We start from the raw sequence: 26,716 nt of genomic DNA, 5'->3' as shown, positions 1-26,716 counted from the left end.
GCTTACATCACATAGCCCCATATCATCGAAATCGCACTGTATATCAGAAGCATCCCCATCACATACTGGAACGGTCTTTCATAAGCAGTCAAAAAGCGCTTATACAAAGAGCCAAATAAGCTCCAGCTGAATGTACCGAGAAAGCCAATAAGTGCGAGAATCAGCGTCCATATGACATACTGCATATTAGATTGTCCATATGGCAAAACAAATGTTGAAATCACAGTCAATCCATACAAGATCGCTTTTGGGTTGATAAATTGCAGCATCATACCAGGGATAAAATGATTGTAGCGATCAAGTGTTTCGTCATCACCGCCTTTACTTTTCATGATTTTGACCGCTAAATAAATCATGTATGCGGCTCCGATGAACGCCATGACCCAGCCTATTTTCGGCATCACTTGATAAAGAATGATATTAAAGAAGCAGCTCAAACACAAAATAACGAGAAATCCGATACCCACACCTAAACAAAATCGAAATGTTTGCTTGACCCCATATTTATTCGTAAAGACCATGGCCATGATGTTGTTTGGCCCTGGGGTAAAGCTGCTAACAAAAGCATAGATCAACATAGATACAATCAAGATGCCGCCTCCCTTATACGTTATTTAGACTTTAATTACTTTATTGCGTATATTGCGTATATTGCGTTTTATTGTAACGTTCGGTCTTTATAAAGTAAATAGAGAAAGGAGCTTTTTTCATGGAAGACGTACAATCGATTATTTCTAAAAACGTGAGGCTTCTTAGAGATCAAAAAAAATTAAGCCTCGAAAAGATGGCAGAATTAACTGGTGTCAGCAAGACGATGATTGGACAAATTGAAAGAGGAGAATCAACCCCTACCATCACGACTTTGTGGAAAATCGCCAACGGATTAAAAGTATCTTTTAGTGAGCTCATTTACGCACCACAGCCTGAAATCAAGGTGGTACGCAAGGAGGATGCGCAGGTTTTAACTGAGGACGACGGCCGTTATCGCGTATACACGACTTTTCCTTTCGATGACCGGGGGAAATTTGAAATGTACCGAGTAGAAATTGATCGTGGCGGGTCGCTGCGTGCGACTGAACACATTGGAGGAACAGAGGAATTGATCACTGTTTTTGAGGGAGTCCTTGATTTATCCATTGGCGATGAACAATACACCTTAAAAGCCGGAGACTCCATTCGTTTTAAAGCGGACCGGACGCACACGTATAAACAAACTGGAGAACAAATGGTCCGGATGCAAATGATTCTTTATTATCCTCATGAAAAAAGCTGACAGGCTTGTCCATCTGTCAGCTTTTTGTTTTATTTAATTAAATCCCGGATCGCGTACCACTGTGCCAGTAAATGTGACTCTATATTTTCCTAATCCTAACTCTTCAATAGATGTTCGTTTTAAAATACCGACCCAGCCATCCTGTGCATATACAATACTGTCTGGGATGTTTGATGTCGTATATGTTCTTGTTACTGAAACAGTTCGACTGGCCTGAGCCGTTACTTCACTGTTTGTTTGCTCCTTTGCTTCCACTGGAGCAGTTGTGACCCCAGCACCCGTTAAGACAATTGCTCCAACCAAAACAGAAGATATGACCTTTTTCATAAAAAAATCCCTCCTTTTTTTGTTGAACGTATAAACTATACCATAATTTAGAACTTTTGTAAGTTTATTTTTTCATTTTTTTGAAAATTATGATATCATTGTCTTATGCTGGATAGAGTGTGTTACATACTTCTATGCTTTTGTCCTCATCTCAATCTAGTGAAACAATTGTGAACGGAGGTGATTTCATGAAAAAATGGCTCATCTGTTTTCAAATTGTTTTCCTCTTCACCTTGGCGATCACACCAATTGCTTCTGCTGCTAAATGTCCTACAGTAAAACCATGTATCACTGATCCTTAAGCATAAGAAAAGGCCGATCAAGCCTATTCTCTTGATCGGCCTTTTTATTTATTTTTGCTCTGCTTCCCAGCGGGCAACCTCTTCTCTTACTTTAGGAGCCACTTCTTTTCCAAATAGCTCAATGGCTTTTAGCACTTGATCATGCGGCATTGAACCAACCGGTACATGAAGCATAAAACGTGTGATGCCTACATTTTTTCTAAGATGAATGACTTTCTCTGCCACCGTATCTGCATCTCCTACATATAGCGCACCTTCTAAAGTTCTCGCTGCGTCAAACGTAGAACGAGTATAAGGTCCCCAGCCTCGCTCTCTCGCTAATGTGTTCATCACATGCTGTGTGGATGGGAAAAATTGATCTGCTGCCAGCTCTGTTTCTGCCGCAACAAATCCATGAGAATGTGATGCTACAGTTAATTTTTCAGGGTCATGCCCAGCGTGCACTGCCGCTTGCTTGTACAGCTGAACGAGCGGTGCGAACTGTCTTGGACTTCCGCCAATGATGGCAAGTACAAGCGGTAATCCTAATAATCCAGCACGTACGACGGATTCACGGTTTCCTCCACTGCCGATCCAGATCGGAAGCGGATCTTGAACAGGTCTTGGGTATACCCCAACATCCTGAATGGCTGGGCGGTGCTTGCCGCTCCATGTAACACGCTCTGACTGCTGCAACTTCAACAGCAAATCAAGCTTTTCTTCAAATAATTCTTCATAGTCATCAAGGTTATAGCCAAAGAGCGGGAATGATTCAATAAATGAACCACGGCCTGCCATAATTTCTGCACGTCCGTTTGATAGTCCATCTAGCGTTGCAAAATCCTGAAATACACGTACAGGATCTGCTGATGAAAGGACTGTCACTGCACTTGTCAGACGAATATTTTTCGTTTGTGTTGCTGCAGCCGCTAAGACGACAGCTGGATTCGATGCGGCGAAATCCTCACGGTGATGCTCACCTACGCCAAATACATCGAGACCGACTTGATCTGCTAAAATAATTTCTTCTACTACTTCTCGAATACGCTGTGCATGACTGACTGTTTTTCCTGTTTGAAAATCAGGTGTTGTTTCGACAAATGTACTAATTCCTAGTTCCATGATTGGAACCCCCTATCTTATAAATATGTCACAAATTCAGAAACTGGCTTTCTATAACCTCTCGCTTGTCTGCTTTCTACTTTTTCTTTTCCAAGTGTAATCATTAACACAGGAACTAAATCTGATTGAATGTTTAATACATTTTTCATTGCTTCGGGATCAAAACCGATCATCGGGCAAGTATCCCAGCCTTTATTTTTAGCGGCAAGCATAAACAGCATGGCAGATAAGGAAGCATTTCGGATCGCTTCTTCCTTCTGGAAATCTGCCCCTCTCTGCTCATAAAAGCTCACGGTCTCTCTGACCATTTCTTCGTATTGCTGCGTATTTAAAATGCCTAGCATTTTCAGGCCTTCATATATGTCCCCTGCATGCTCATAAGCTTTTGGATCTCCGAGTACGATGATCGCTGCTGAAGCAGAGTGCACTTTATATTGTCCAAATGCCGCTTCTCTTACTTGTTCTTTCAGCTCTTCTGTTTGGACGACAACATATTGTGTGTGCTGTAAGTTAAAAGCAGATGGTGCCAGCTTGACCTCTTCAAATATGCTGTTAAGCTCTTCTCTCGAAATCGAGATATTTGGCAAAAAATTTGATGCGGATCGTCTTTCACGTACCAATGTATCAAAGCTGAGTGTCATCTTGTTTCCCCTTTTCGCGAAGTTGTTTTGCACCTAAACCGATTTTTTTTAGTAATTCAATGAGCTGCTCTTTTTCTTCTTTTTCAATAAAGGATAGATTTTGCGAAATGACCTCTGTGTGTTTAGGGAAAATGTCGTCAAACAATTGCTTCCCTTTTTCCGTAAGCTGTACATGGAATACCCGCTTATCTGAAGGCGCACATTGCCTTTTCACCAGTTCTTGTTTTTCTAGCTTGTTCACGACATATGTCATGCTACCACTTGGGATTGACAAGATGTCGCTAATTTTTTGAACAGGCTGAGGCCCTTTACTGTAGAGCAATTCAAGGATCTGAAAGTTTTCAAATCCGATATCATAACGTTCAATGTCTTTTTGGATATTTGTAAAAAGGGCTTGATAGGCTTTCATCCATACGCGGAATAGCCTTAAATCTAATTCATGATCATGCTGCACCATGGCAACTACTCCTTTTTCAAGAAATCCTAAAACTAGGATAAATTTATCCTAACACTAGGATATTTTCTTGTCAATGAGTTTGTTTCATGAAAAAAAGACCACCTTGGTTCAGTGGTCCTCTTCTTTTAAGGTGAAATGCATTTCAGCAATTTGTTTATATTGATGTACTTCCTGTAATGAAAACTTGGATTCCAGGTCCGCTGGCGAAAAGAGAGGAATTCCTCTTCCAATGATGACAGGTACGATTTGAAGAAAAAGCTCATCCACCAATCTTTCTTTTATGAAAGATTGAAGCAGTCCCCCGCCGCCGACAATCCAAATATTCCGGCCTGTTTCATTCTTTAATTTTTTCACAAATGATAAGACATCTTCGCGAATGATATGGGTTCCTTCCAGACTGTCTTGTAACGTACGTGACATGATATAACATGTCTTTCCTTCATAAGGAAACTCATCTGGTGACAGTTGAAGAACTTGTTCATATGTATTGCGCCCCATGATCAGTGTATCGACTGACGCATAAAAGGTGTCGTAGCTCGTTTCATCTTCACCCTCTGTCCCTATTAGCCAATCGAGCCGGTGATCCTCTCTCGCTAAATATCCATCGATACTCATCGCCCCATAAAAAAGCAGTTTCCTTTTCTCACTCAATCCCACCACTCCCTTACTTCAAATAAGAACATATATTCTATTTTATCAAAAAGGAAAGACAAAGACTACATAACTTTCTCCCTTTTTACGATTCCTGTTCCACCTTGACGAGAAGCTCGTATAATTTATGCGCGAGCTTGCCGGCATCAATGGTCATTTCTTCATGAATCCATTCCTCTAGCACCCCCACGACACCAGACACGACAAAAGAGGCCTCTATTTGTTCATTCTCTGTAATAGGACGCTGATCAAGCTGCCACTCTTTCATGATTTTTTCTTTGAAAAAGGCTTTGAATTGATTGGTCGTTGGGCCATTTGGTTTTACAAATAACGTCAACATATACTGATTCTCTTTCAAGTATTCAGTCGTTTTGTTTAAAAAGGAAAGCATATCAAGAGGATCCTGACTTGGAAAGGTTTCATCATATAACCCACCGAGCTGATCGAATAGTTCTTTCTCAAGCTGTTCATATAAATCAAACACATCTTGATAGTGCAAATAAAAGGTTCCCCTGCCTAAATCCGCTTTCCTTGATAGCTCTGATACCGTAATCTGCTGGACTTCCTTTTCCTTTAACAGCTCAAGGAAGCTTTCCCGAATGGCTCTTTTTGTTTTGATTGTTCGTCTGTCCTTCATGAAATCCCCTCCGTTTTTGAACAATCAGGCGCTAACTGTCTAATTATGAACAGGTTATCATCCATTGCCGATGTTCGATCTCTTTATTTCTTATTATAATCAACACATGTTCAATAATATATATCTGTTCAAAAAAGGAGGCCATCATATGCTTCATTTCAGACTTGCCAGAGAGGATGAACTGCCTCAAGTGGCAGAGTTGTTAGATGATTCGTTTCAGGACTATTCATTTTTTGACTTATTATGTGAAAAGGTCTCAAAGCGCTCTGCTTTCGCTCGTCAGCTGCATTTGGTCAATACAAAGGTGTATTTTCAGCATCAAATCTGTTTTGTCGGGGTTGAGAACGAGAAGGTTGTGTCTGCTGCCCTTTTAAAGCATCCGCATCTTCCTGAACCAGGCGTCATGAATTATGTATTGTCAGGTGGGTTAAAGCTACTCTTCACTGGCGGTATATCGGCCATTCAGCATGTGTTCCGTGTTTTAAAGGAGGCAAAAAAAGCGTGTTCTTCCTTAAAGCAGCCTTACTGGTATTTAGAAGCACTTGTCGTGGCAAAAGACCAACAAGGAAAAAAACTCGGAAGCCGCATGTTAAAGCAATGCCTTTTTCCCTTTATCGCCCGGCAAGGCGGCGGACTGTTCACACTGATTACACACAACGAGGCCAATCGTCATTTCTACCGGAAAAATGGCTGGATGGAGTTTGATGAAAGGGTATTGCGCGGAAAGGAAATGTCCTTGGAAAGCTGGAGCTATAAAACCGTGATTAAATAAGGTATCCTCTTCAGGTGATGATATAATAGAGTCAGTTCAATCAATGATCATACTTGGAGGAGAGACTGATGATACGACGACTTGATCATATCGTGTTGACTGTACAACATATGGAGGACACCATTCGCTTTTATACGAACGTATTAGGGATGAAGGAAGAAACTTTTGGTGAAGGCCGTAAAGCGCTTCGTTTTGGTTTACAGAAGATCAACCTTCATGAAGCAGGTCATGAATTTGAGCCAAAAGCGGCTCATCCTCTTCCTGGATCTCATGATTTGTGCTTTATCACCGATTTAGACATGGACAGTTTGCTGCTGCACCTCCGGAAGCAAGTGGTCCCGATTGAAGAGGGGCCGGTCAGACGCACCGGTACATTAGGTCCAATTGAATCTGTTTATATCCGTGATCCTGATCTGAATTTAATTGAAATCTCTCGATATATAGAGGAGGGTGATCCGTCATGACTCGTATATTTTTGAGACCGATTGAAGAGCAAGATTATCCTGGTATTCAAAGAGGGTGTCAGCATGCAGAAACACTTCATATGACTGGCACACGCAAAACGTTCACACTAGAAGAAATTCGATCCGCCTATACCCGTTTTTTGCAAGATGACAGCAGACGAGATTTCGCCATTTGTCTGCTGGATACGAAAGAGATGATTGGAGATGCGGCGATTGTGGACATTGATCCAATCAATCATACGGCAAGCTTCCGCATTGCGCTTCACGGGCCGGAGCATTTTCAAAAGGGCTATGGCACTGAAGCTGTTCGGATGGTTCAAGCATTTGCCTTTGACACATTAGAACTCAACCGTCTTGAGCTTGAAGTCTTTTCCCACAATCCAAGAGCCTTTCGAAGCTATGAGAAAGCCGGATTTCAATATGAAGGAAAAAGACGCCAAGCGCTCTATTTCAACGGTACATACTCAGATGTCATCATCATGGGCATCCTTCGTGAAGAATATAAAAACATGATGAATACAGATGCTCCTGCTTAAGAAGGGTCATCTTTTTTAAAAAATTGAATCCCAGTGACGATGATTAAACAAATGATGGAAGAGAGAACGATAGAGACGCTTGATAGACTGAGCGCCATGCCTTCCCATCTACCAATAAAGAGACTGACAATCAATAAAACCAAACCAAATAAAATCAAGCATATAGGGACAATGAACCCCGCATGACGCTGCCGGCTTCTTTTCCCTGCCCACCATGAGAGACACAAAATAACGATTGTAAAAATAGCTGTTTGCAGCCAGAACATATGATATCAACTCCCTTTCTCTTTTTGATCCCATGACAACGGAGGTACTTCAAATGAACATTAGACCCATCGAGCAAAAAGACAATCCGTATATCGCAGCAATTATCCGCCAGTCACTAGAATCAGCGAATCTAGCAATTGAAGGAACAGCCTACACTGACCCCCAGCTTGACCAGCTTTTCGAATATTATCAATCATTGACTCATGCAGCCTATTGGATTGCTGAAGAGCATGGTGAGATTGTGGGTGGTGTAGGGATTGCTCCATTCACAAATGGAGTATGTGAATTACAAAAGCTTTATTTAAGTCCAAAAGCACAAGGAAAAGGTGCGGGCAAAAAACTGATGGATACGGCGCTGGAATATGCCTCTACATACTACGAAGCGTGTTATTTAGAAACCCGCCGAGAATTAACAGCGGCTATAGGCCTTTATCAGCGATACGGCTTTTCTCTTCTTTCAGAACCGCTTGAAGGCTCCGAGCATTCTGCAATGGATGCTTGGTATCTCAAGACCTTCTCATCATGAACCATAAAACAATCGATAGGTTTTGATCCTCCGGAAGCCTAACTTCTCTGCTAGTTTGATTGAAGCTTGGTGATGGACATCGCAATCCCAATGCGGTGTCCTCTTTTTTTCAAGACAGATGCTGAGCATATGCTGAGCTGCCAGCAGCGCCAAACCTTTTCCTCGATAAGTCTCATCTGTCCAAATATCTATCTCTGCACGATCCTTACTTGAAAAAATAGAGACACATTCACTCACCACGTTCTCTCCATCTAAAATGGCAATCCCGATTCCCTTTAAAAGAAAGCGAGCTGTTTCACCCCAATAGACTTCGTAATAGCTGGGAGGAAAAGCCCTGCTTGCAGTCATCACCTGCTCATTTGTCCGCTCTACTCTATAGCCTGGATAAGGCGCAGAGACATGAGAATGTGCCTGTGAATAAACGTACGCATGTCTTTCCATTTCATTCAGATATAACCCAAGACATTTTTTCATCAATGCATCTGTTAAGGGGTTTGCTGAAAATATGGTGAATCGGGCATTTTGTCTTTTCTGCCTTTCGTACACATCCACAATGAAGGCTGAACAGCGTAACAGCTCCGCTTCACTCCTTCCTGCCACATAATAAATGCCGCATGAAGCTTCGAGAAAATATACAAGCGGATGCGCTTCATCATCTACATAAAGATGCCCTTGTATGACGCCATCCATGACTGCATCTACAAACACTGGATATGCCGGATCGATCTGCTTAATTCCTTTTTTCATTGATGGTATCTTTTTCCGTTCCAAGAGATGCACGATTTTTCCTCCTTTCCTTCCATTATAAAGAAAAAGCTGCTGACATACAGGACTCTTTTCAGCAAAAGCAATCTTCTGCATCAATGGCGGAATTTAAAAAAGAGACCTTAGTTAAAAGGTCTCTTACTTCTGCATGACATTATTCTGCAGCTGCCTCTTCTGTCACTTTTCCCTTCCAAATCAGGGTTAAGCCTAATCCAAGAAATAAGACAACACCTGCGAATAAAAATGGGAAGTGAATATTTTGGTCGAATAAGATGCCGCCAAGTGCCGGCCCGAAAATCGTACCTAGGCTTGTGTAGGTAGAGTTCATTCCTGCGACAAATCCTTGCTGATTGCCAGCGATTTTGGATAAGAAGGTGGTTAATGCTGGACGCAATAAATCAAACGCAAGGAAAATGACACATGTGACAATCAATACAACCAAAAAGCCTGACACAACGGTTGAAACGAAAGCAAGGACAGCCCCGATAATCAGACATAGCTGAATGACTCTTTTTTCTCCTAGGGTATTTACCAGTTTACCAAACACAAGTACTTGGATGATGACTGCCACAATTGAGCTGACGGTAATAATCACGGCTATATCTTTTGGACCAAATCCAAACTTATGATTTGTGAACAAGCTAAAGACTGTTTCATATGCAGATAGTCCAAATGCGAGGACAAATACAATGATAAAGGCAATGAGGTAGCTAGGATGAATCGATTTTTTCAAATCTTTAAAGAAAGTCGATTCTTTCACTTCAATCATTTGCTTCTCTCGCTCTTCTTTTGTTAAAGGCTCCTTCAGCATAAACATAGACGAAATGACGGCAATAAACGCAATCCCTGCTGCAAAGAAGAATGGCAGGCGTACGCCGTATTCTGCAATAAACCCGCCAATTCCCGGGCCAATGATAAAACCAGTACTAATGGCCGCAGAAACATAGCCCATCGCCTTTGATCTTTCTTGAACGGTCGTAATATCTGCGACATACGCAGTGACAGCCGGCATGATAAATGCCGCACTAATTCCGCCTAGAAGCCTTGCAACATACAGAACATACACGTGTGTTCCAAGACCAAAAACGAGTTCCGATAACGCGAAGAGGAACAGCCCAGACACAATCATTATCTTTCTTCCGTAGCGGTCTACCCATCTACCTGCAATCGGTGATGCGATGAGCTGAGCAACGGCAAACGCCGCCACAAGGTATCCCATCGTACTTCCTGTTAGATGCATCACATTCATGAATAGCGGCATGACAGGAATAATGAGACCAATGCCTAAAAACGCAATAAAAATATTACTCAATAAAATAACGAGTACAGCTTTTTGCTCACGAATCGGTTTTTGCATGATGTTTGTTTCCCCTTTACTGACTCACTTGTTACTCATGATGGTTGATTCCGTGAATAAACAATGAGATCGCCTCTTTTTGTAACTCTTTCTTCTGCTCAATGGTGTCATTTTTATATAACACGTCTAATCCATAAAAAACGGAAAGTAATATTTTCACTTTTGACTCCACATGCTGGATCGACCAGCTGCCATCTTCATTTCCCTCAAGTAAGATATCTCTCATCACATCATCAAAATCGACATCAATCTTGTTCAGCCGTTCCATGACTTCATCTGATGTAAAGGCGCTGGCACAAAATTCCTCACTCGCTCTCATTAATGGGTAGTTAATCCCCATTTGACTGAGCAGCTCTGCAAATCCGGCAAGCTTTTCAATAGCTCGGTTCAGTGTTTTCTTTTCCTCATGCCACGTTTCCATCATCACACGATGATCCTCTTCCATAATATGAAGAAACAAAAACTCTTTTCCTTTGAAATGATGATAGAGATTACCTTTACTCACCTCAGCAGCCTCTAAAATATCGCGTACGGATGTTTCTGAATAACCTTTTTTCGCGAATAAATCACGAGAAGCGGTGACGATTTTTTGCTTCGTCTTCTCACTCTTTCCAGCCCCGCTTTGTGTACTTGTCATGTGTCACAATCCCTTTCTACCCTACATTTCTTAATGTGAAAAAATAAAACCGACCAGTTGGTTTATTTTTTCATTATAAATGGATTTTCCTCATAATACAATGAAAAAGGCATCGATTCATAAGGCGTAATTCATGTGAAAACAAACAAAACAGTCATCTGCGTTATCACTAAAAAGGACTTATACGCATCTTTCTTCTGCGGCCTTTTCATGACTGCCTTGACCTACTACGTGTTCATCATTCATTTAATTTCACTTTATATTTAACTTCACTTAAATATAAAAATTGCCTATAATAGAATAGAGGTGATGTCATTGGATGAGGAAATTATTCTTTACAGTAAAAAAATCATAGAATACTCGAATGCTCTAGGCTCAATTTATGTAGAAGAGTATCAGCGATTTTTAAAACATGAGTATGCAGATTTATCAGCCAAACAAGAGCTGACGCTTGAGTTGCTGCGTACGAAAACGAGAACGATCAATGAATTAGCTGATTACTTTTCGATTTCTGCCAGTGCAGCTAGCCAGCTTGTATCAAGGCTTGAGCAGCTCGGCTATGTCACACGAGAAATTAATCCGCATAACCGAAGAGAAATCATTGTTGATTGTGCTCAAAAGGGACATGACTATCACAAGAATACAGAAGACATTCAATTGCATCTAATTCAAAAATATTATGCAAAGCTTCCAAAAGAAGATTTAAAAACATTACTATCTCTATACGAAAAAATCTATCAGATTGCGAAAGAAGCGCCTTAATACGGTGTTTCTCTCCCTAATATTTAAGTTAACTAAACTATTAAGGGGTTGAAAATATGAGAAGCATTCATTTACAAGATGGCCGGCACATCGGTTTGATTCAATACGGTGATCTTGAGGGGTTTCCAATTTTCTTTTTTCATGGAACACCTGGATCAAGAGTGATGTTTTTAGATGATGATCCAATCTCTCAAAAGCTCGGCATTCGTCTCATCTGTTTGGATCGACCTGGATTTGGTTTATCCACCCCACTACCCGATCGCACAATTTTAGACTGGGCAAAAGACGTGCAGGAAGTGGCAGATAATCTTGGTATTCAACATTTTTCAGTGATGGGTGTATCTGGAGGCGGTGCATTCGCTGCTGGTTGTGCCTATCAATTGCCGGATCGCGTTCTTTCTGCCGCTCTGATCTCAAGTACAACTCCTTTTGAGGGTGGAAAACCACCAAAAAGCATGCTGAAAGAAAATAAATTAGCCTTTTTCCTTAGTAAGAAGTTTCCTTGGCTATTGAAAACAAGCTATCGTTCCCAGAAAAAAATGATTGAGAACAAACCAGAGAAATTTAAGAAGCTGGCCAAAAACGGGAACAAGCATTTACATCCGTGGGATCGGCAATTCCTTCAAACCGATGAGCAGTTAGAAATGATGATGACACATTTACACGAAGCGACTCGTCAATCGGTGGATGAGTGTATTCGTGAACCCATTTTACTTTCGAAACCATGGGCATTCGATATGAAAGATATTCAAATCCCTGTTGATGTCTGGCATGGAAAAGAAGATACGATGGCTCCATTTGTAGAAATAGAAAAAATAGCTCAGGCGATTCCAAACGTCAAAACGCATTATATAGATCAAGCAGGGCACTTTCTTACTGATGTAGACGATATTTGGCGAGATATTTTACGCTCTTTAAAGGAGCGTGCTGAACATCAGAAACATGCATAAAAAAAGACCCAATATGACTCGGGTCTTTTTCTTCATTAATATTGTTCATAATACCTCTGCACTTTATCTGGATCCTTTGTCTTCGTCAGTGCCAGCATGAGCAGAATACGTGCTTTTTGCGGGTTTAATGAATCAGACGACACAAAGTGATGTTCATCATCCGTTTTTTCATGGGTGACAATTCCATTACCCGTACGGCTTGATCGCACGAGAACCACATCTTTTTTCACTGCATCTGTTGCTCCTTTGATGGCTTCTGTTGACATCGTTCCATTTCCTGCTGCGGCTACAACAATCCCTTTTGCTCCTGCTTTTACTGCAGCATCATACATATATTTTTGATCATTTTGATAGCCGTATAAAATATCAACTTGTGGCAATTCTTTTATCTTCGATACATCAAAATCGCTTTCAGTTGTATGTTTTCTTGTCGGTTCGTTATAAAAGGACACCACTTCACCAGTAACTACTCCGATGTATCCTTGCTCAAGTGACTTGAAGGCATCAGTTGTGGTTGTGTTTGTTTTCGTAACAAAACGAGCTGATGCAATTCGATCATTTAATGTGACCATGACCCCTTTGCCCTTCGCTTCTTTGGTGGATGCAATTTTCACCGCCTGATACAAGTTAAGCGGGCCATCTGCACTGATAGCCGATGCTGGTCTCATTGAGCCAACAACCACAACAGGCTTATCACTTTTGACCACCAGATTTAAAAAGTAAGCTGTTTCTTCAAGTGTATCTGTTCCATGCGTGATGACAATGCCATCCACTTGATCATCTTTTAATAGCTCATTGACTCGTTTGGCTAATTTTAAAAGAAGAGCGTCATCAACATTTTCACTTCCAACATTCGCAACCTGCTCACCAGTGACATTTGCAATATCCTTCAGCTGTGGAACAGAAGCAATGACTTTATCGATGCCAAGTGCACCAGATTTATAGCCCGTCGTATCTGTATCACTGTCTGAACTGCCAGCAATCGTCCCGCCTGTGGCTAATACCTTAATATTTGATAAGGACTTATTCCCTGTTTCAACCGCATTGTTTTTCTCTTTTGTTTCACTGGATACGTTTTCTTTTTCGCTTTGACTATTCTCTTGAGTGCCTGTGTTCGCACAAGCTGCTGTCACTAGTAATAAAACAGAAAGAAGGACAGCACCTAACCATTTTGTCATGTTCATTGGATCATCTCTTTTCCTCATTTGATGGATTTCATGGCTAAATCTCTTTCTATAGGCTTTACTTTATACCATACCTTCATTCATCGGCATGAGGCTAAAGATATAGAACCAAATAAAGGTAAAAAGGGCATTATATTAAGAGTTTATTCAATTCTTAATACCTAAATTTGCTGTAATTAAATTGAGTATTGACGGTTGCGTATTTAAAAAATAACCGATGCTTGACACTGAATTTATGATAAAATATAGTAAATTTTACAAAAAAGGAGTATACATTTTGCATTCACTTCTACCCTTTCACAAAATCCTTATCACACTATTCATCAGCTCTACTTTACTCGGCTTGTTTGTATGCTTATTTCCACTTATTCAAGCTGAGCCTGCGTTTTTGATATTTTATATTCCTATCTTTTTTGTTTATTATTTCGTCTTTGCGGTTCCTTTGCAGTTATTGTTTTCTTTACAGCCAAAGGCTTTTCACCCTCTTTATTTAGCTGCTTATTTACTGATTGCATTGGTTGTCATGCTTTTTTTCGTTGATGGTATTGGGAGCCCGGCGTCTTTACCCATCATCATCATGAGCAGTCTTATCTACTGGACCTGTGATTCTTTGTTTTATCAAAGAATGTATGAAAAAACCACATAATGCGCAGGACGTACAAGCTCCTGTTCTATATAGAGACGAAGGGTATATATCTTGTTACATACCTCCTATCCTTGACCACACAGTCAATCATGCCAAAAAAAAATCACTGAGGAAATGTACCTCAGTGATGGGAATCGTTATTTCTTCATTGAACCTGCGTGTGAAAAGATTAGATCTTTCAATTCAAATTCGAATGTCTTTCCGTCCACAATACCGACTGTTTTTTCACTGTCATAAAGCTCAAGCATACAAGCAGCCATTTCTTTTGATGTATGATATTTCTTGAAATTGCCTTCATATTCAAATTCGTCTACATCCAATGAACGTTTTGCAAATTCTGATTCTGTCGCGGATGGCGCTAATACTTTTGCCTGTAATTTGGCACCTTTTTCTTTCAATTCTAGGGCCAGTCCTTCTGTAAAGGCGCTCACGTAAAACTTCGTTGCTGAATAGGTGACGGCATTGCCAACGACTGTATAGCCTGCTCGTGAAGAAATGTTAATGAGCTGAGCTCCCTCTACTTGCTCATAATCACGAACAAATAAGGTGGATAGAATCGTTAATGCTTCGATATTCAGATGAAGCATATCCCCAATTTTACTTAAATCTTGTTCTCCTATAGAGCCAAAGTGACCAAACCCTGCATTATTAATGAACGTATCCAGCTCATAATCTGACAATGATTCATAAAATGAATACACTTGCTCTATGTTTGTTAAATCAACTGACTGTATGACTACTTTGATATCGGGAAATTGATCATGAATCTTTTTCTTCAATTCCTGGAGTTTATTGAGCCGGCGTGCAGCTAATATAAGGTTTTTCCCTCGTGCTGCAAAGGCGAGAGCCGCCTCATATCCAATACCTGAGCTTGCTCCTGTAATGACTGTATAGCCCATTTTACATCCCCCTATTCGCGTCTTCTAACTGGTTAAATTATAACGACAGCGTTTCGCTCAAGTCAATTTTGAAGAGAGTCAAAGGGCATCATGTCAACTTAGATACAGCTCCTCAGTTACTTCCTTTTGAATCATTTTGGAGGATGTCATGCTGAGATTTTTTTGTTAATTTTTGAAAAACCAATTGATAGGAATGTTCGATTAGCTCCTCTACAAATGAGGATGGAATCTCTGCATCAAGGTAAATGGAATTCCAATGAGTCTTATTCATATAGTAGCCAGGGATAATTCCTTCATGCATCTCTCTTAGTTCTTCAGCACGAAGAGGATCACATTTTAAAGTGATGACAGGCTTTCGATTCGCATCTCCCCCCATCATAGCAAACATCTTTCCGCCAATATGATAACGATCTGCCTGCCACTCAGGTTGATAATCATGGGTTGTTCCTTTTAAAGAAAGACAAAATGCCTGCAGCTGTTCTTTTTTCATTTCATTAGCTCCTTTTTTAGAAATCATCTATTTTCTCTATTATATCGACAATGAGGAAAGATATCTGACGCTTTTTTTCAGAAACAATAAGAAAAGCACAGGCCCGTTGTCTCCTGTGCTTTTGAATCACACTGCTTTTTTTATTCAAACGCCTTCTTTAGCTTATCCCCCATCAAATGCCAAGCTTCTTCAGCTATGGCTAAATCTCCGGCGTGCGTGAAGCCGTGTGGAACTCCTTTAAATTGTTTATACGTGACGTCTATCCCAGCTTCTTTTAACTTGGCAGCATATTGCTCAGCTTCTTCAGCCAGCGAATCCTTCTCTGCTGTGATGACGAGAGCTGGAGGCATTTGTGCCAAGGATGTACGATCTGCAAAAACCGGAGAAACGAGCGGATTGCGCGGATCTTGGCCTTGCAGATAGAAGGAATTAAAGAGTCTCGCCAATTCAACTGGAATCGCTTCATCAAACGCTGGCTTTTCTGCTGGATCAGTGGCTAGATCAAGCGGCGGATAATCAAGCACCTGATAAACAATTGGGAGTGTATTTCCTTTTTGAATATTCAATAGACAAGCAGCCGTTGCCAAATTTCCTCCTGCACTATGTCCGCCAACGGCTAATGCATTCCGATCGATTTGAAGCTCGTCAGGATGTTCATACAACCACTTCAGTACATCGTAGCATTCATGAAGAGCCGCTGGGAAAGGGTGCTCAGGAGCAAGCTGATACTCGACATTGACCACGATACATTGCGCCCGGTCTGCAATGACTGGACACCATGGATTATCCATTTCAGCACTGCCCATGATAAATCCGCCACCATGTAAATTCACAAAAACCGGAAGCGGCTGCTTTGATGTGTTCACTGGCTTAAACACCCACACCTTTGTTTCGCCAGCACTTGTTGGAATGTCATATTCCATTTTGTTCACATCAGGAGGATTTACTGGCTTTAGTTCCGATTGACTCGCTAATGAACCTTCAGATGGCTGGCGTAATGAAGCAGCGATTTTGATTTGTTCTTCTAAGTTCATGATCTCAGACTCCTATCTTATTCATTTCTTCTTAACTCATTCGTTCCTTTTTCCTCTTTTCCTTCTACTGAATCAGCAGCACCTTACTGGAATAATCAAAATAAAAAAAGAAGACATTGAAGAAGGTATACGTTTATTAGCTAAACTTATCAATAAAGCTAAGTAACGCACTGAATTTAACACACGATACTAAGAGAATGAAAAAACGAAGAAAACGAGTTGTCCATGTTTAATGTAAATGGGAAAACTCGTTTTTATATCACAGCTGAAAACCTATAAAAATAAATAATTTTTAAGAAAAAATGATCAATCTGTAACTGCAAACCAAGTTTCTTTGAGCAATTCACAGAAAGATTGAATGGTTGGTCCTTCTGAACGACTTTTTAAATATACGACAGATGTTTCAATTGGTTTTTCACAGTAATGCAATGGGATAAGAATACCCTCTGCTAATTCTTCTTTAATCATATTTTCACCAAGCAAGGCGATTCCGGTTTTATTTAAAACTGCCCGCCTAATCGTTTCATCACTTCCCCCGCATTCAATGATAGAAGATGGACGGGTGTTAATTTCAGAAAAACACTGCTCTGTAATTGAGCTAAAACCGCAATGTTCATGATAAGCAAGAAACGGAAAAGATTCTATAATCTCTTCTTTAGAGCGGTTTTTTGTAAGATCGGCGGAGACAACCAACACCGCCTTTTCCCTTTCTAAAACAAACTTTTCTAATTCTGAGGAATCAACTTCCCCTGCAACAATCCCAATATCTGCTTCATTATTTAAAATTTTATCGACAGCTATAAGGCTGTTTGCTGGCATGAGGCGCAGCTTAACTTGTGTATGCAATTTTGTATAAGAACTAAGCAGTAGGGAAAGGTGATTCGTACAATAATATTCTGAAGCTGTCACAGTTAGACTTCCGGAAGGACCATTTAACTCTTCCATGTCTCTTTCCATATATTCCATTAATTCAAATAATCTATCTGTATGCTGCTTTAATTTTTTTCCAGCAGGCGTCAAAAACGTTTTTTTTCCAATACGGGTGAATAGAGAATGGTTTAGTTCCCTTTCTAATACTTGAATTTGCAAAGTAATAGTGGGTTGAGTATATTTTAAGATCTTTGCAGCTTTGGTCATATTCAATTCATTGGCTACTACTTGAAAAGTTTTTAGATTCCTGAGTTCCATTTAACCTTCATCTCACTATCTATATTTTTTATAGCCTACAAAAGCTACTAACCAAAAGGATATAAGGTTAACCATATAACCCCATAGACAAGATGCTCTGAAGAGAATAGTAATCAAATCATTATATCAAAAATTTTAACGAGAAAATCTAAAAGTTTGATACGAATCATTCATTTTTTATTGGTAACTATTGAATCGCCTAATTTAAAATACCAATAAAAACCAAATCATCTCCTTACTCTTAAGGTTATGATATATCGCTAAAGTTTTCTAATGCATACTATTAAATTAATTAATTTTTAGCTTGCTTCATCCTGTGATAGATTTGATAAAGAGCTTAACGAAGTAAGGGAAAGGGAGAATATTATGTACCCATTTAAAGTATTAAATCATGAAGATATCAAAGCTATTCTTGATATGAAAATTGTAATCGATATCGTAGAAAAAGCTTACGTCTTAAAAGAAAATAAAGAAGCTTCTTTATTCCCAATGGTGTTTCACGAGTTCGAACCTGGTAAAGCGGACATGGATATTAAATCAGGAGAATTGTCAGGAGCAGGCATTTTCGGTTTAAAACTTGTTTCCTGGTTCGGTGACAACCCTTCTAAAAACCTTCCTGCTGTTGTTGGAACTGTCTTAGTTCTTGACAGCCGTACAGGCCTTCCAATCGGTATCTTGAGCGGTGAGTATATGACCATGATGCGCACCGGAGCAGCTGGTGGAATTGGAGCTAAATATTTAGCAAGAAAAGATTCAGAAGAATTGCTTATGGTAGGATCAGGTCATGTTGCAGCTTATCAAATCTTAGCTGTTTTAATGACAATGAACCATATCAAAAGAGTTCGAGTGTATAATGCTCATTCATTTGACCGAGCTGGTCAGTTTTGTGCAGACATCAAAGGCAAGTTAAAAGAGCTGTTAGCTCAAACTAAAGAACAAAACCCGGAAGTTTATGAAGAAATGCTTCAAAAGATAGAGATTGAGTATACGCCGGTTAATGATATTGAAACAGCTACGAGAAATGCAGATATTATTATTACAGCTACTCCAGCACGCCAACCAATTATTCTAAAAGAATGGGTAATGCCAGGTACTCATTTTTCATGTGTGGGTGCAGACATGGCAGGAAAACAGGAAATTGATGAAAATATTTTAACTGATGCTCGCATATTCGTTGATGACCATGAACAGTCTGTTACGGTAGGAGAATTTGAAACTGCATTCAAAAAAGGCATCATCGCAAAAGATAGCATCATTTCGGAAATTGGAGGAGTGATTACAAATCAAGCACCAGGACGCATTTCTCCAGAAGACATCACAGTTTTTGACAGTACAGGCATCTCTCTTCAAGATCTATTGACAGCGAGCTATGTTCTAGAACAGGCAGAAGAAAAACAAATTGGGATGTCGACAAAGCTGTAACTGATCGATAGCCTTTTAAATAAGCAGATTTTAGAAAGTATTCTTTACCAAAAGACTATGTATCAAAAAATAAGATCATACTTACAAAGGAGTTAATCGGATGAATATTAAAACATTTGCTGTAGAACATTGGATGAATTTATACGAGCAAGAGGCCGTTTATAATATCGCGGAAACATGTGTTGAATCTTTCACTGTAAATGAGTTGATTGGAATCGACGGCTCAAATCCGGCAGATTTTTTCAATGAAGTCGGAAAGAAAAAATTAACATACGGACATATTGAAGGATCTCCAGAGTTTAAAAGCTTAGTATCTGGCCTGTATGAGACAGTTGAAGCTGATAATGTACTTGTCATGAATGGAGCAATTGGTGCAAACTTCTTAGTGCTCTATTCTCTTATTGAGCCAGGAGATCATGTAATTGCTGTACACCCAACATACCAGCAGTTATATGATGTGCCTGCTTCATTTGGCGCGAATGTAGATCTGCTGCCATTGAGACCAGAAAATAACTTCCTGCCGGATCTAAACGAATTAAAGTCTCTGATTAACGAAAAAACAAAATTGATTATTATCAACAATCCGAATAATCCTTCAGGTGCTATTATTGAGAGAGAAATGCTTGAAGAAATTGTAGAAATTGCACGCTCAAGTGATGCTTACTTGCTGTGCGACGAAGTATACAGAAACCTATTACAGGAAGATAACCTTGTTGTGCCATCTGTTGCTGATTTATATGAAAAAGGAATCAGTACATCAAGTATGTCAAAAGTATTTTCATTAGCCGGATTGCGCCTTGGCTGGATTGCAGGTCCAAGTGATGTGATCGCTGAATGCATAAAACACCGTGATTACACAACAATCAGCTGTGGTGTGCTTGACGATATGTTAGCCGTTCATGCTCTTAAAAACTACGACAAAGTCCTAGGGAGAAGCCGCAAAATTATCAAAGATAATCTGGCTATTTTAGATGAGTGGGTTCAAAACGAACCTTCAATCTCCTACGTAAAGCCACGTGCAGGCACAACATCTATGCTGAAATACGATTACCCTGTTTCATCAGAAGAATTTTGCGTTGACCTATTTAAAACGAATGGCACATTCTTAACGCCAGGTTCTTGCTTTGATATGGAAGGATACGTTCGTATCGGTTACGCATGTTCAACAGATGTATTAAAAGCAGGTCTTGAGAAATTCTCTGAATATTTGCGTACCCTTAAAGTAAATAGCTGATTAAAAACCATTAAGATAAATATTTGGAATATCTGATCGTACAAAAAACCGAACTGCCAATAATGGTTAGTTCGGTTTTTTTGTAAAGTTAAAAGATATTTAAAAACCTCATCTTGTCAGATTATCTCACATCATTAATTTCAATAGTTACCATAAATAAGTTAAAATTTTCAGTTAATTATTTTCGTGTTATTCTACACCTGCAACAGAGGAAAGGTAGAGGTGTAAAATGCTTAAGGGGGGAGATTTTATGAGCAACAACTGGAGTTCCTTAGTTGAGAACATGAGTGATTATTTAGCACCTAGCATGGCCAAAGATCATCCAAACTTACCTGTGGTAAAAGAAGAAGGTTGTTATTACTACGGGCTGGATGGGAAAACCTATTTAGATTTTACTTCCGGGATTGCAGTAGCTAATACAGGACATCGCCATCCTAAAATCGTACAAAGTATCAAGGATGCAGCAGATCAATTAACTCATGGCCCTTCGGGAGTCATTATGTATGAATCTATTTTAAAGCTGGCCAAATCTCTAGGTGAAATTCTGCCAGGAGATTTAAATTGTTTTTTCTTTGCCAATAGTGGCGCTGAAGCAATTGAGGGAGCTTTAAAATTGGCTAAATATGCAACAAAGAGACCTTATGCTATTTCTTTTACGGGGTGCTTTCATGGCCGTTCTTTAGGTGCTTTAAGCGTATCAACATCAAAAAGTAAATATAGAAAATATATAAATCCGTCTCACCTGACTTATCATCTGCCTTACGCTAATATGCAGGCATGCCCCGAAGGTAAAGACCCAGAAACTTTCTGCATTAACGAATTAGAAAAACATTTTGAAGAATTATTTAAACACCAAGTGACACCTGAAGAAGTAGCCTGCGTCATATTAGAACCTGTATTGGGAGAAGGCGGCTACATCATCCCTCCTAAAGGGTGGCTGAAAAAGATCCGCGAAATATGCGATCAGCATGGTATACTGCTTATTTTTGATGAAGTACAAACTGGCTTTGGACGCACAGGAGAGTGGTTTGCTGCTCAGACATTTGAAGTCACCCCAGACATTATGGCTATCGCTAAAGGAATAGCTTCTGGTCTACCTTTAAGTGCCACAGTAGCTTCAAAAGAACTGATGAGCAAATGGCCTGCTGGAAGTCATGGAACAACGTTCGGTGGAAATCCAATTGCCTGTTCGGTAGCGTTGACCACTCTTGAAATAATGAAAGAAGAAAGATTACTAGATAATGCAAAAGTGGTTGGTCAATATGCTGCTGAAAAACTAAAACAAATGAAAAAAAATCACCCAGTCATTGGAGAGATACGCTCGGTAGGCTTAATGATTGGAATTGAAATGATAAACCCAAAAACAAAAAAACCCGATGGAAGCGCCGTCATGAAGATTTTAGATTATTCCCTTGAGCAGGGAGTTCTCTTTTACTTATGCGGTAACGAAGGAGAAGTGATTAGAATGATCCCTCCTCTGACCGTCACAAAAGAACAGATTGACGATGGGCTTTCAAAATTAGAAAAGGCATTGCACCAATTTGAGAAAGAATTTTAAGTAGAAGCCGTTTCGAGTATTCACCGCTATTCTATGTACGACTCTTTTTTTCATATTTAATGATATCATTATTTGATGAAAGACTAATTTATTGAAAAAAGCACTGCGGCGCTATGTCCTCAGTGCTTTTCATTTCTCTTATGATACTTGCTGTTCTACCTTCACTCGTTTAATGAAGAAAGCAATAATCAATCCAATGACGGTCATGATCACGGCAAAGATAAATGCATGCTGGACACCATTTGTAAAGGCGAGCAACTGATTCACCGGATTTGCGGGGTCAGATACATTTTCCATAAAGCTGCGAGTTCCTGATGAAAGGATCGAGATACCGATCGCAGTACCAATAGCTCCTGACACTTGCTGCAAGGTATTCATAATCGCTGTACCATGCGGATATAGCTCTGGCGGAAGCTGATTTAATCCATTGGTTTGAGCAGGCATCATGATCATCGCGATTCCGATCATTAAGGTAATATGAAGAGTTACAATGAATCCAATTGACGTATTCACACTTAGATTCGTAAAGCCAAACATCGTCGCTGCGACAATGACAAGACCTGGAATGACAAGCCATTTTGGACCAAACTTATCAAATAGCCCCCCCATGATTGGAGATAGCAGTCCGTTGATAATTCCACCTGGCAACAGCATTAAACCTGCTGTAAATGTAGAAAGCGCCAAGGACGTTTGCAGATACAATGGCAAAATCATCATAGCAGACAGCATTACCATCATACACACTAAAATCAGAAGTAAACCAATGACAAACATCGGATATTTAAACGGGCTTAAGTTCAGCATTGGTTCTTTCATGTTCAACTGTCTTAAAGAGAACACGAGAATCCCTATGACACCAACTACAATTGCAACGATGACATGCATACTGCTCCAGCCGCCCCCTTCACCGGCACTGCTAAAGCCATATACTATTCCACCGAAACCAATGGTTGAAAGCACAATCGATAAGATGTCGATTTTCGGTCTTGTTGGTTCTGTAATATTTTGCATAAAGATAAAACCAAAGACAAGTGCAGCCATTAATAAAGGAAGTGAAATCCAGAAAATCCAATGCCAAGTCAACGATTTCAAAATAAGACCAGAGACTGTCGGGCCGACAGCTGGTGCAAACATAATCACAAGACCAATAATCCCCATTGATCTGCCTCGTTTATGAGGCGGGATGATGACCAAAATCGTATTAAACATCAATGGCAGAAGCAATGCTGTACCGACTGCCTGCACGACACGTGCTACCATTAAAATACTAAAGACCGGGGCAACCGCCGCAATAAATGTTCCGATGATCGAAAAGACGAGCGACGTAATGAAAAGCTGTCTTGTTGTAAACCATTGAAGAATGAGTCCTGAAATCGGTACGAGAATACCAAGTGTTAATAAATATCCTGTTGTCAGCCACTGAGCAGTCGTCGCTTCAATTCCAAAGTCTAACGTTAAACTTCTCAGCGCCATGTTTAATGCCGTTTCACTGAACAGGCCAATAAATCCAGCTGTGATAAAAGAAATAATAATGGGCAGCGTTCGAATTTCAGAAGCTGCTGCTTGCTGTTTGTTCATATTAAGTTGGCTCCTTTTCTTTTTCAATTTAGATGAACCTTAGGAAGTCAGGGTGGTCAGAAATGAGCCACTTTCATGTCTATTGAAAGACGGATAAAATCTGTTTTTCTGCAGCAAATTGAGCAATTTTGTCGATCGAATAGCCAGATTCATGTATATAAAACATGAGCTCAGGCGTCATTGGAGAAGACATACATAACGTTGTCAGTTCTATATCCTGTATATTCGCTTCTCCCTTTTCTCTCGCTTCTTCAAGCAATTCACGAATGATTTGTCTGAGTGATTGACTGTAATGACTATCATACACTTTACTTGTCTGCTCTAAATTCCCAGAGATTGTGAGCATCCGAATCCAGTCTAAATGGTGACCGACGATCAGATGAATTTCTTCGAGAACATAGCGTAAACGTTCACGAACCGGCTGATCACTTATTTTGCTCAAGTAAAGATGCAAAGCTGGGATCAGCTGTTCAAATCTCTCCCCAAGGATAGAAAGGCACAAATCACTTTTATTGGCGTAGCGGCGGTATAGAGTGCCCTGTCCAACACCAGCTGTTTTCGCAATTTTATGCATGCTGACATTTTCTACACCAAATTCTTGAAACAAGGAGAATGCGATCTCTTCAATTTCCTCACCAATATCCTTTTCCACCATACACACCTTCTTTACCTTCATCCACATGACACTCATCTCTATGTGTTAAATCAAAACACTTTAGGTTTTTCTTAGGACAATTGTCCCGATATTATCTTACGGACAACTGTCCGCATTGTCAATCATTATTTTTTTCTTTCAATTCTATTAAATGATGCACACAGTTTATCATTATTTAGACCGATTTTCCCTTTTGAAAGAATCATGTATGATCAATTAAGAAAGCGCTTCCATAAAAGGAGAGGAGAATGCGAATATGTACCGTATGAAACGAATGTTGATGCTGGTTGTCACTGGATTAGTCTTGAGTTTGTCCACATTTACTGCGGGTGCCTCGGCACAAACGGGTGGATCGTTTTATGAACCTTTTAATAACTATAATACGGGGTTATGGCAAAAAGCCGATGGATACTCGAATGGAAACATGTTTAACTGTACGTGGCGTGCAAATAATGTGTCTATGACCTCAGCAGGTGAAATGCGTTTATCTCTCACAAGTCCCTCCTATAACAAGTTTGACTGCGGAGAAAACCGCTCCGTTCAAACGTACGGCTATGGGCTATATGAAGTCAACATGAAGCCCGCCAAAAATGTGGGGATCGTCTCTTCTTTCTTCACTTATACGGGACCGACTGATGGCACGCCTTGGGATGAGATTGACATTGAATTTCTAGGAAAAGATACGACAAAGGTACAGTTTAACTACTATACCAATGGTGTAGGAAATCATGAAAAGATCGTCAACCTTGGTTTCGATGCAGCGAACTCTTATCACACGTATGCATTTGACTGGCAGCCAAACTCCATCAAATGGTATGTCGATGGACAATTAAAGCATACCGCCACCACACAAATTCCTCAAACACCAGGGAAAATTATGATGAACCTGTGGAATGGTGCAGGTGTCGATGAATGGCTTGGTTCCTACAACGGTGTTACACCACTCCACGCACATTATAACTGGGTGCGTTACACAAAAAGATAACTCTATCAAAAAAACCTGTGACTTGTCACAGGTTTTTCTTCGTTTAATTTGAACTAGTTTTCAGCTGATGAGCGAGTTTTTTCTCATGATTGTGGATAATATCTTCATAACTTTCTATTTTGAAATCCAATCGTTTAATGGTCTCTTCGATTTCCTTTTGTTTTTGGACGAGTCTTTCTCGTTCATTGACCAAAATGTTTTTTCGCGAAGATAACGTATGATCATCATCCTCAAAAAATAAGGCTGTATATTCTCTAAGCGCATCAATCGAGAGCCCAGCATTTCTCATACATTTGATAAATTCAATCCATTGAAGATCATCCGCTGTATAATCACGAATCCCATGATCGTCACGTTTGATTTCTCTAATCAAACCAATATTTTCGTAATATCTAAGTGTCGCAGTGGATAAATCGAGCTGTTTTGCTGCTTGTGCTATTTTCATTGTGCCCTCCCTCTTTCTCTTACCTTCCGATCTCCCTTTCCTCATCATCTCCATTTTAAAAAAGAAAGCAAGATGCTTTTGGCTCAATTCTTGATTCAAGAATGTTGAATTCGTTATTACAGAAGGTTTTCTGTTGACTTATAGTTCACTTTAAGAAGTACAGTATAGAAGAAAGAATCGAATCTTATTTTTGAAAGGATGATCAAGAATGTGTCAGACGCACCAATCAAATGTTATTAGTGTTTCACACGCAAAAGCGAATTTTGAACGGACGACCATTGAACGAAGAGCACTTCGTCCACATGATATTTTAATTGATATTCAATTTAGCGGGATCTGTCATTCAGATATCCACAGCGCTTTTGATGAATGGGGCGGCGGTATTTTCCCGATGGTTCCTGGTCATGAGATTACTGGGGTCGTTGCAGCTGTAGGGGATGATGTGACGAAGTTTCAAATCGGTGACCGTGTAGGTGTTGGCTGCTTTGTGGATTCCTGCGGCACCTGTGAATATTGTCAAAATGGAGACGAGCAGTATTGCACAAAAGGAGTCGTCCAAACGTATAACAGCCGTGACTATGACGGGGAACCGACTTATGGCGGCTACAGTCAAAAAATTGTCGTGACTGAACGATTTGTCGTCAGCATTCCTGAACAACTGCCTCTTGATGCCGCAAGCCCTCTTCTCTGTGCTGGCATTACAACTTATTCTCCATTAAAGCACTGGAAGGCAGGCCCTGGCAAAAAGGTTGCTATCGTCGGAATGGGCGGACTCGGCCATGTTGCCATTCAATTCGCACGCGCACTTGGTGCTGAAGTAACGGTTTTAAGCCGCTCTTTGAATAAAAAAGAAGAAGCACTATCATTTGGCGCAAAAGACTATTTTGCTACAAGTGATCCTGAAACGTTTCAGACACTAGCCGGTCAGTATGACCTCATTCTCAATACGGTCTCTGCCAACATTAATGTGGAT

The 26,716-nt window shown here is 40.1% G+C and carries 31 protein-coding genes; 12 read left to right on the top strand and 19 right to left on the bottom strand.

What is annotated here, in order from left to right:
- Positions 1 to 2: 2 nt before the first annotated feature.
- Entirely contained in the window at positions 3 to 590 is a 588-nt protein-coding gene (locus AOQ70_RS10240; protein WP_058837416.1) for a LysE family transporter, read from the bottom strand.
- A 119-nt stretch (positions 591 to 709) separates the two neighbouring features.
- Between AOQ70_RS10240 and AOQ70_RS10235 the strand changes: the two genes are divergently transcribed.
- Complete coding sequence (locus AOQ70_RS10235) at positions 710 to 1,273, top strand: helix-turn-helix domain-containing protein (RefSeq protein ID WP_059376113.1); 564 nt, start codon at positions 710 to 712, stop codon at positions 1,271 to 1,273.
- A gap of 33 nt (positions 1,274 to 1,306) precedes the next feature.
- On the opposite strand, the gene AOQ70_RS10230 is transcribed toward AOQ70_RS10235, so the two are convergent.
- The 6 genes from AOQ70_RS10230 to AOQ70_RS10205 form a co-directional block, all read right to left on the bottom strand.
- Positions 1,307 to 1,600 carry a hypothetical protein gene (locus AOQ70_RS10230; RefSeq protein ID WP_059376112.1) on the bottom strand — a complete coding sequence of 98 codons (294 nt, stop codon included), beginning with the start codon at positions 1,598 to 1,600 and terminating at the stop codon, positions 1,307 to 1,309.
- A 350-nt stretch (positions 1,601 to 1,950) separates the two neighbouring features.
- A complete protein-coding gene (locus AOQ70_RS10225; RefSeq protein ID WP_059376111.1) occupies positions 1,951 to 3,003 on the bottom strand; it encodes an LLM class flavin-dependent oxidoreductase in 1,053 nt (350 codons plus the stop codon).
- Positions 3,004 to 3,020: 17 nt separating this feature from the next.
- Positions 3,021 to 3,644: a nitroreductase family protein gene (locus AOQ70_RS10220; protein ID WP_059376109.1), complete on the bottom strand. Its 624-nt coding sequence runs from the start codon at positions 3,642 to 3,644 to the stop codon at positions 3,021 to 3,023.
- Positions 3,628 to 4,101: a MarR family winged helix-turn-helix transcriptional regulator gene (locus AOQ70_RS10215; protein ID WP_059376106.1), complete on the bottom strand. Its 474-nt coding sequence runs from the start codon at positions 4,099 to 4,101 to the stop codon at positions 3,628 to 3,630. The genes AOQ70_RS10220 and AOQ70_RS10215 overlap by 17 nt, the downstream gene beginning before the upstream one ends.
- 108 nt (positions 4,102 to 4,209) lie before the next feature.
- A complete protein-coding gene (locus AOQ70_RS10210) occupies positions 4,210 to 4,752 on the bottom strand; it encodes a dihydrofolate reductase family protein (protein WP_058837410.1) in 543 nt (180 codons plus the stop codon).
- Between the two features lie 85 nt (positions 4,753 to 4,837).
- Positions 4,838 to 5,389, bottom strand: coding sequence for a TetR/AcrR family transcriptional regulator (locus AOQ70_RS10205; protein ID WP_048240359.1), 552 nt, complete (start codon positions 5,387 to 5,389; stop codon positions 4,838 to 4,840).
- 148 nt (positions 5,390 to 5,537) lie between these two features.
- Here AOQ70_RS10205 and AOQ70_RS10200 point away from each other — a divergent pair, with 148 nt between their 5' ends.
- The 3 genes from AOQ70_RS10200 to AOQ70_RS10190 all read left to right on the top strand — a co-directional run bounded on the left by AOQ70_RS10200 (position 5,538) and on the right by AOQ70_RS10190 (position 7,161).
- Complete coding sequence (locus tag AOQ70_RS10200; protein WP_047204138.1) at positions 5,538 to 6,161, top strand: GNAT family N-acetyltransferase; 624 nt, start codon at positions 5,538 to 5,540, stop codon at positions 6,159 to 6,161.
- 68 nt (positions 6,162 to 6,229) lie between these two features.
- Positions 6,230 to 6,625 (top strand): VOC family protein, encoded by a 396-nt coding sequence (locus tag AOQ70_RS10195; protein WP_024425420.1) that lies wholly within the window; start codon positions 6,230 to 6,232, stop codon positions 6,623 to 6,625.
- Complete coding sequence (locus AOQ70_RS10190; RefSeq protein WP_039176793.1) at positions 6,622 to 7,161, top strand: GNAT family N-acetyltransferase; 540 nt, start codon at positions 6,622 to 6,624, stop codon at positions 7,159 to 7,161. The genes AOQ70_RS10195 and AOQ70_RS10190 overlap by 4 nt, the downstream gene beginning before the upstream one ends.
- Here AOQ70_RS10190 and AOQ70_RS10185 read toward each other — a convergent pair.
- Positions 7,158 to 7,427 carry a YesK-like family protein gene (locus tag AOQ70_RS10185; protein WP_039176789.1) on the bottom strand — a complete coding sequence of 90 codons (270 nt, stop codon included), beginning with the start codon at positions 7,425 to 7,427 and terminating at the stop codon, positions 7,158 to 7,160. The two genes, AOQ70_RS10190 and AOQ70_RS10185, sit on opposite strands and share 4 nt — an antisense overlap.
- A 53-nt stretch (positions 7,428 to 7,480) precedes the next feature.
- On the opposite strand from AOQ70_RS10185, the gene AOQ70_RS10180 reads away from it, so the two are divergent.
- On the top strand, positions 7,481 to 7,954 hold the full coding sequence (locus AOQ70_RS10180; RefSeq protein WP_039176786.1) for a GNAT family N-acetyltransferase: 474 nt from the start codon (positions 7,481 to 7,483) through the stop codon (positions 7,952 to 7,954).
- Here AOQ70_RS10180 and AOQ70_RS10175 read toward each other — a convergent pair.
- From AOQ70_RS10175 to AOQ70_RS10165, 3 genes are all read right to left on the bottom strand, one after another.
- Positions 7,949 to 8,734: a GNAT family N-acetyltransferase gene (locus AOQ70_RS10175; RefSeq protein ID WP_059376104.1), complete on the bottom strand. Its 786-nt coding sequence runs from the start codon at positions 8,732 to 8,734 to the stop codon at positions 7,949 to 7,951. The two genes, AOQ70_RS10180 and AOQ70_RS10175, sit on opposite strands and share 6 nt — an antisense overlap.
- Positions 8,735 to 8,873: 139 nt before the next feature.
- Positions 8,874 to 10,076 carry an MFS transporter gene (locus AOQ70_RS10170; RefSeq protein ID WP_059376102.1) on the bottom strand — a complete coding sequence of 401 codons (1,203 nt, stop codon included), beginning with the start codon at positions 10,074 to 10,076 and terminating at the stop codon, positions 8,874 to 8,876.
- Between the two features lie 31 nt (positions 10,077 to 10,107).
- Positions 10,108 to 10,713, bottom strand: a complete 606-nt coding sequence (locus AOQ70_RS10165) for a TetR/AcrR family transcriptional regulator (RefSeq protein ID WP_059376099.1) — start codon at positions 10,711 to 10,713, stop codon at positions 10,108 to 10,110.
- A 309-nt stretch (positions 10,714 to 11,022) separates the two neighbouring features.
- Between AOQ70_RS10165 and AOQ70_RS10160 the strand changes: the two genes are divergently transcribed.
- Positions 11,023 to 11,475: a MarR family winged helix-turn-helix transcriptional regulator gene (locus tag AOQ70_RS10160; protein WP_059376098.1), complete on the top strand. Its 453-nt coding sequence runs from the start codon at positions 11,023 to 11,025 to the stop codon at positions 11,473 to 11,475.
- 56 nt (positions 11,476 to 11,531) lie between these two features.
- Complete coding sequence (locus tag AOQ70_RS10155; protein ID WP_059376094.1) at positions 11,532 to 12,425, top strand: alpha/beta fold hydrolase; 894 nt, start codon at positions 11,532 to 11,534, stop codon at positions 12,423 to 12,425.
- Positions 12,426 to 12,460: 35 nt separating this feature from the next.
- On the opposite strand, the gene AOQ70_RS10150 is transcribed toward AOQ70_RS10155, so the two are convergent.
- The 5 genes from AOQ70_RS10150 to AOQ70_RS10125 all read right to left on the bottom strand — a co-directional run bounded on the left by AOQ70_RS10150 (position 12,461) and on the right by AOQ70_RS10125 (position 17,866).
- The gene (locus tag AOQ70_RS10150; protein WP_058837402.1) at positions 12,461 to 13,609 is read right to left on the bottom strand and encodes a type II asparaginase; all 1,149 of its coding nucleotides are present in this window, start codon (positions 13,607 to 13,609) and stop codon (positions 12,461 to 12,463) included.
- A 783-nt stretch (positions 13,610 to 14,392) separates the two neighbouring features.
- Complete coding sequence (locus AOQ70_RS10140) at positions 14,393 to 15,154, bottom strand: SDR family NAD(P)-dependent oxidoreductase (RefSeq protein ID WP_059376090.1); 762 nt, start codon at positions 15,152 to 15,154, stop codon at positions 14,393 to 14,395.
- A gap of 112 nt (positions 15,155 to 15,266) precedes the next feature.
- Positions 15,267 to 15,644, bottom strand: coding sequence for an MmcQ/YjbR family DNA-binding protein (locus AOQ70_RS10135; protein WP_059376195.1), 378 nt, complete (start codon positions 15,642 to 15,644; stop codon positions 15,267 to 15,269).
- A 140-nt stretch (positions 15,645 to 15,784) separates the two neighbouring features.
- Positions 15,785 to 16,678, bottom strand: a complete 894-nt coding sequence (locus tag AOQ70_RS10130; protein ID WP_059376088.1) for an alpha/beta hydrolase — start codon at positions 16,676 to 16,678, stop codon at positions 15,785 to 15,787.
- A 306-nt stretch (positions 16,679 to 16,984) separates the two neighbouring features.
- A complete protein-coding gene (locus tag AOQ70_RS10125; RefSeq protein ID WP_059376086.1) occupies positions 16,985 to 17,866 on the bottom strand; it encodes a LysR family transcriptional regulator in 882 nt (293 codons plus the stop codon).
- A 366-nt stretch (positions 17,867 to 18,232) separates the two neighbouring features.
- Here AOQ70_RS10125 and AOQ70_RS10120 point away from each other — a divergent pair, with 366 nt between their 5' ends.
- The 3 genes from AOQ70_RS10120 (at position 18,233) to AOQ70_RS10110 (ending at position 22,080) form a co-directional block, all read left to right on the top strand.
- The gene (locus AOQ70_RS10120; RefSeq protein WP_058837397.1) at positions 18,233 to 19,288 is read left to right on the top strand and encodes an ornithine cyclodeaminase family protein; all 1,056 of its coding nucleotides are present in this window, start codon (positions 18,233 to 18,235) and stop codon (positions 19,286 to 19,288) included.
- 100 nt (positions 19,289 to 19,388) lie between these two features.
- Entirely contained in the window at positions 19,389 to 20,522 is a 1,134-nt protein-coding gene (locus tag AOQ70_RS10115) for an aminotransferase (RefSeq protein WP_025093566.1), read from the top strand.
- Between the two features lie 250 nt (positions 20,523 to 20,772).
- A complete protein-coding gene (locus AOQ70_RS10110) occupies positions 20,773 to 22,080 on the top strand; it encodes an aspartate aminotransferase family protein (protein ID WP_059376083.1) in 1,308 nt (435 codons plus the stop codon).
- Between the two features lie 138 nt (positions 22,081 to 22,218).
- Here AOQ70_RS10110 and AOQ70_RS10105 read toward each other — a convergent pair whose 3' ends face one another.
- Positions 22,219 to 23,658, bottom strand: a complete 1,440-nt coding sequence (locus AOQ70_RS10105; RefSeq protein WP_059376082.1) for a DHA2 family efflux MFS transporter permease subunit — start codon at positions 23,656 to 23,658, stop codon at positions 22,219 to 22,221.
- 79 nt (positions 23,659 to 23,737) lie between these two features.
- On the bottom strand, positions 23,738 to 24,334 hold the full coding sequence (locus AOQ70_RS10100) for a TetR/AcrR family transcriptional regulator (protein WP_224930346.1): 597 nt from the start codon (positions 24,332 to 24,334) through the stop codon (positions 23,738 to 23,740).
- Positions 24,335 to 24,569: 235 nt separating this feature from the next.
- Here AOQ70_RS10100 and bglS point away from each other — a divergent pair, with 235 nt between their 5' ends.
- Positions 24,570 to 25,298 (top strand): beta-glucanase, encoded by a 729-nt coding sequence (gene bglS, locus AOQ70_RS10095; protein WP_039176748.1) that lies wholly within the window; start codon positions 24,570 to 24,572, stop codon positions 25,296 to 25,298.
- Between the two features lie 43 nt (positions 25,299 to 25,341).
- Here bglS and AOQ70_RS10090 read toward each other — a convergent pair whose 3' ends face one another.
- Complete coding sequence (locus AOQ70_RS10090; RefSeq protein WP_059376080.1) at positions 25,342 to 25,743, bottom strand: MerR family transcriptional regulator; 402 nt, start codon at positions 25,741 to 25,743, stop codon at positions 25,342 to 25,344.
- Between the two features lie 208 nt (positions 25,744 to 25,951).
- Here AOQ70_RS10090 and AOQ70_RS10085 point away from each other — a divergent pair.
- The coding region (locus tag AOQ70_RS10085; protein WP_059376078.1) for an NAD(P)-dependent alcohol dehydrogenase at positions 25,952 to 26,716 on the top strand (765 nt) is incomplete at its 3' end.

It is taken from the genome of Bacillus sp. AM 13(2015) (genome assembly GCF_001518755.1).
GTDB classification, from domain to species: Bacteria; Bacillota; Bacilli; order Bacillales; family Bacillaceae; genus Bacillus; species Bacillus safensis.
The sequence above is the reverse complement of the archived record's forward strand: the minus strand, read 5'-3'. Positions and strand labels throughout refer to the sequence as shown.

Coding starts and splice junctions, on each gene's coding strand:
- AOQ70_RS10090 (WP_059376080.1), bottom strand. CDS start 25,743: ATGAAAATAGCACAAGCAGCAAAACAGCTCGATTTATCCACTGCGACA.
- AOQ70_RS10100 (WP_224930346.1), bottom strand. CDS start 24,334: ATGAAGGTAAAGAAGGTGTGTATGGTGGAAAAGGATATTGGTGAGGAA.
- AOQ70_RS10110 (WP_059376083.1), top strand. CDS start 20,773: ATGAGCAACAACTGGAGTTCCTTAGTTGAGAACATGAGTGATTATTTA.
- AOQ70_RS10185 (WP_039176789.1), bottom strand. CDS start 7,427: ATGTTCTGGCTGCAAACAGCTATTTTTACAATCGTTATTTTGTGTCTC.
- AOQ70_RS10190 (WP_039176793.1), top strand. CDS start 6,622: ATGACTCGTATATTTTTGAGACCGATTGAAGAGCAAGATTATCCTGGT.
- AOQ70_RS10235 (WP_059376113.1), top strand. CDS start 710: ATGGAAGACGTACAATCGATTATTTCTAAAAACGTGAGGCTTCTTAGA.
- AOQ70_RS10135 (WP_059376195.1), bottom strand. CDS start 15,644: ATGAAAAAAGAACAGCTGCAGGCATTTTGTCTTTCTTTAAAAGGAACA.
- AOQ70_RS10150 (WP_058837402.1), bottom strand. CDS start 13,609: ATGAACATGACAAAATGGTTAGGTGCTGTCCTTCTTTCTGTTTTATTA.
- AOQ70_RS10225 (WP_059376111.1), bottom strand. CDS start 3,003: ATGGAACTAGGAATTAGTACATTTGTCGAAACAACACCTGATTTTCAA.
- AOQ70_RS10215 (WP_059376106.1), bottom strand. CDS start 4,101: ATGGTGCAGCATGATCATGAATTAGATTTAAGGCTATTCCGCGTATGG.
- AOQ70_RS10155 (WP_059376094.1), top strand. CDS start 11,532: ATGAGAAGCATTCATTTACAAGATGGCCGGCACATCGGTTTGATTCAA.
- AOQ70_RS10205 (WP_048240359.1), bottom strand. CDS start 5,389: ATGAAGGACAGACGAACAATCAAAACAAAAAGAGCCATTCGGGAAAGC.
- AOQ70_RS10170 (WP_059376102.1), bottom strand. CDS start 10,076: ATGCAAAAACCGATTCGTGAGCAAAAAGCTGTACTCGTTATTTTATTG.
- AOQ70_RS10105 (WP_059376082.1), bottom strand. CDS start 23,658: ATGAACAAACAGCAAGCAGCAGCTTCTGAAATTCGAACGCTGCCCATT.
- bglS (WP_039176748.1), top strand. CDS start 24,570: ATGTACCGTATGAAACGAATGTTGATGCTGGTTGTCACTGGATTAGTC.
- AOQ70_RS10115 (WP_025093566.1), top strand. CDS start 19,389: ATGAATATTAAAACATTTGCTGTAGAACATTGGATGAATTTATACGAG.
- AOQ70_RS10180 (WP_039176786.1), top strand. CDS start 7,481: ATGAACATTAGACCCATCGAGCAAAAAGACAATCCGTATATCGCAGCA.
- AOQ70_RS10165 (WP_059376099.1), bottom strand. CDS start 10,713: ATGACAAGTACACAAAGCGGGGCTGGAAAGAGTGAGAAGACGAAGCAA.
- AOQ70_RS10130 (WP_059376088.1), bottom strand. CDS start 16,678: ATGAACTTAGAAGAACAAATCAAAATCGCTGCTTCATTACGCCAGCCA.
- AOQ70_RS10220 (WP_059376109.1), bottom strand. CDS start 3,644: ATGACACTCAGCTTTGATACATTGGTACGTGAAAGACGATCCGCATCA.
- AOQ70_RS10195 (WP_024425420.1), top strand. CDS start 6,230: ATGATACGACGACTTGATCATATCGTGTTGACTGTACAACATATGGAG.
- AOQ70_RS10160 (WP_059376098.1), top strand. CDS start 11,023: ATGTCATTGGATGAGGAAATTATTCTTTACAGTAAAAAAATCATAGAA.
- AOQ70_RS10125 (WP_059376086.1), bottom strand. CDS start 17,866: ATGGAACTCAGGAATCTAAAAACTTTTCAAGTAGTAGCCAATGAATTG.
- AOQ70_RS10200 (WP_047204138.1), top strand. CDS start 5,538: ATGCTTCATTTCAGACTTGCCAGAGAGGATGAACTGCCTCAAGTGGCA.
- AOQ70_RS10120 (WP_058837397.1), top strand. CDS start 18,233: ATGTACCCATTTAAAGTATTAAATCATGAAGATATCAAAGCTATTCTT.
- AOQ70_RS10230 (WP_059376112.1), bottom strand. CDS start 1,600: ATGAAAAAGGTCATATCTTCTGTTTTGGTTGGAGCAATTGTCTTAACG.
- AOQ70_RS10140 (WP_059376090.1), bottom strand. CDS start 15,154: ATGGGCTATACAGTCATTACAGGAGCAAGCTCAGGTATTGGATATGAG.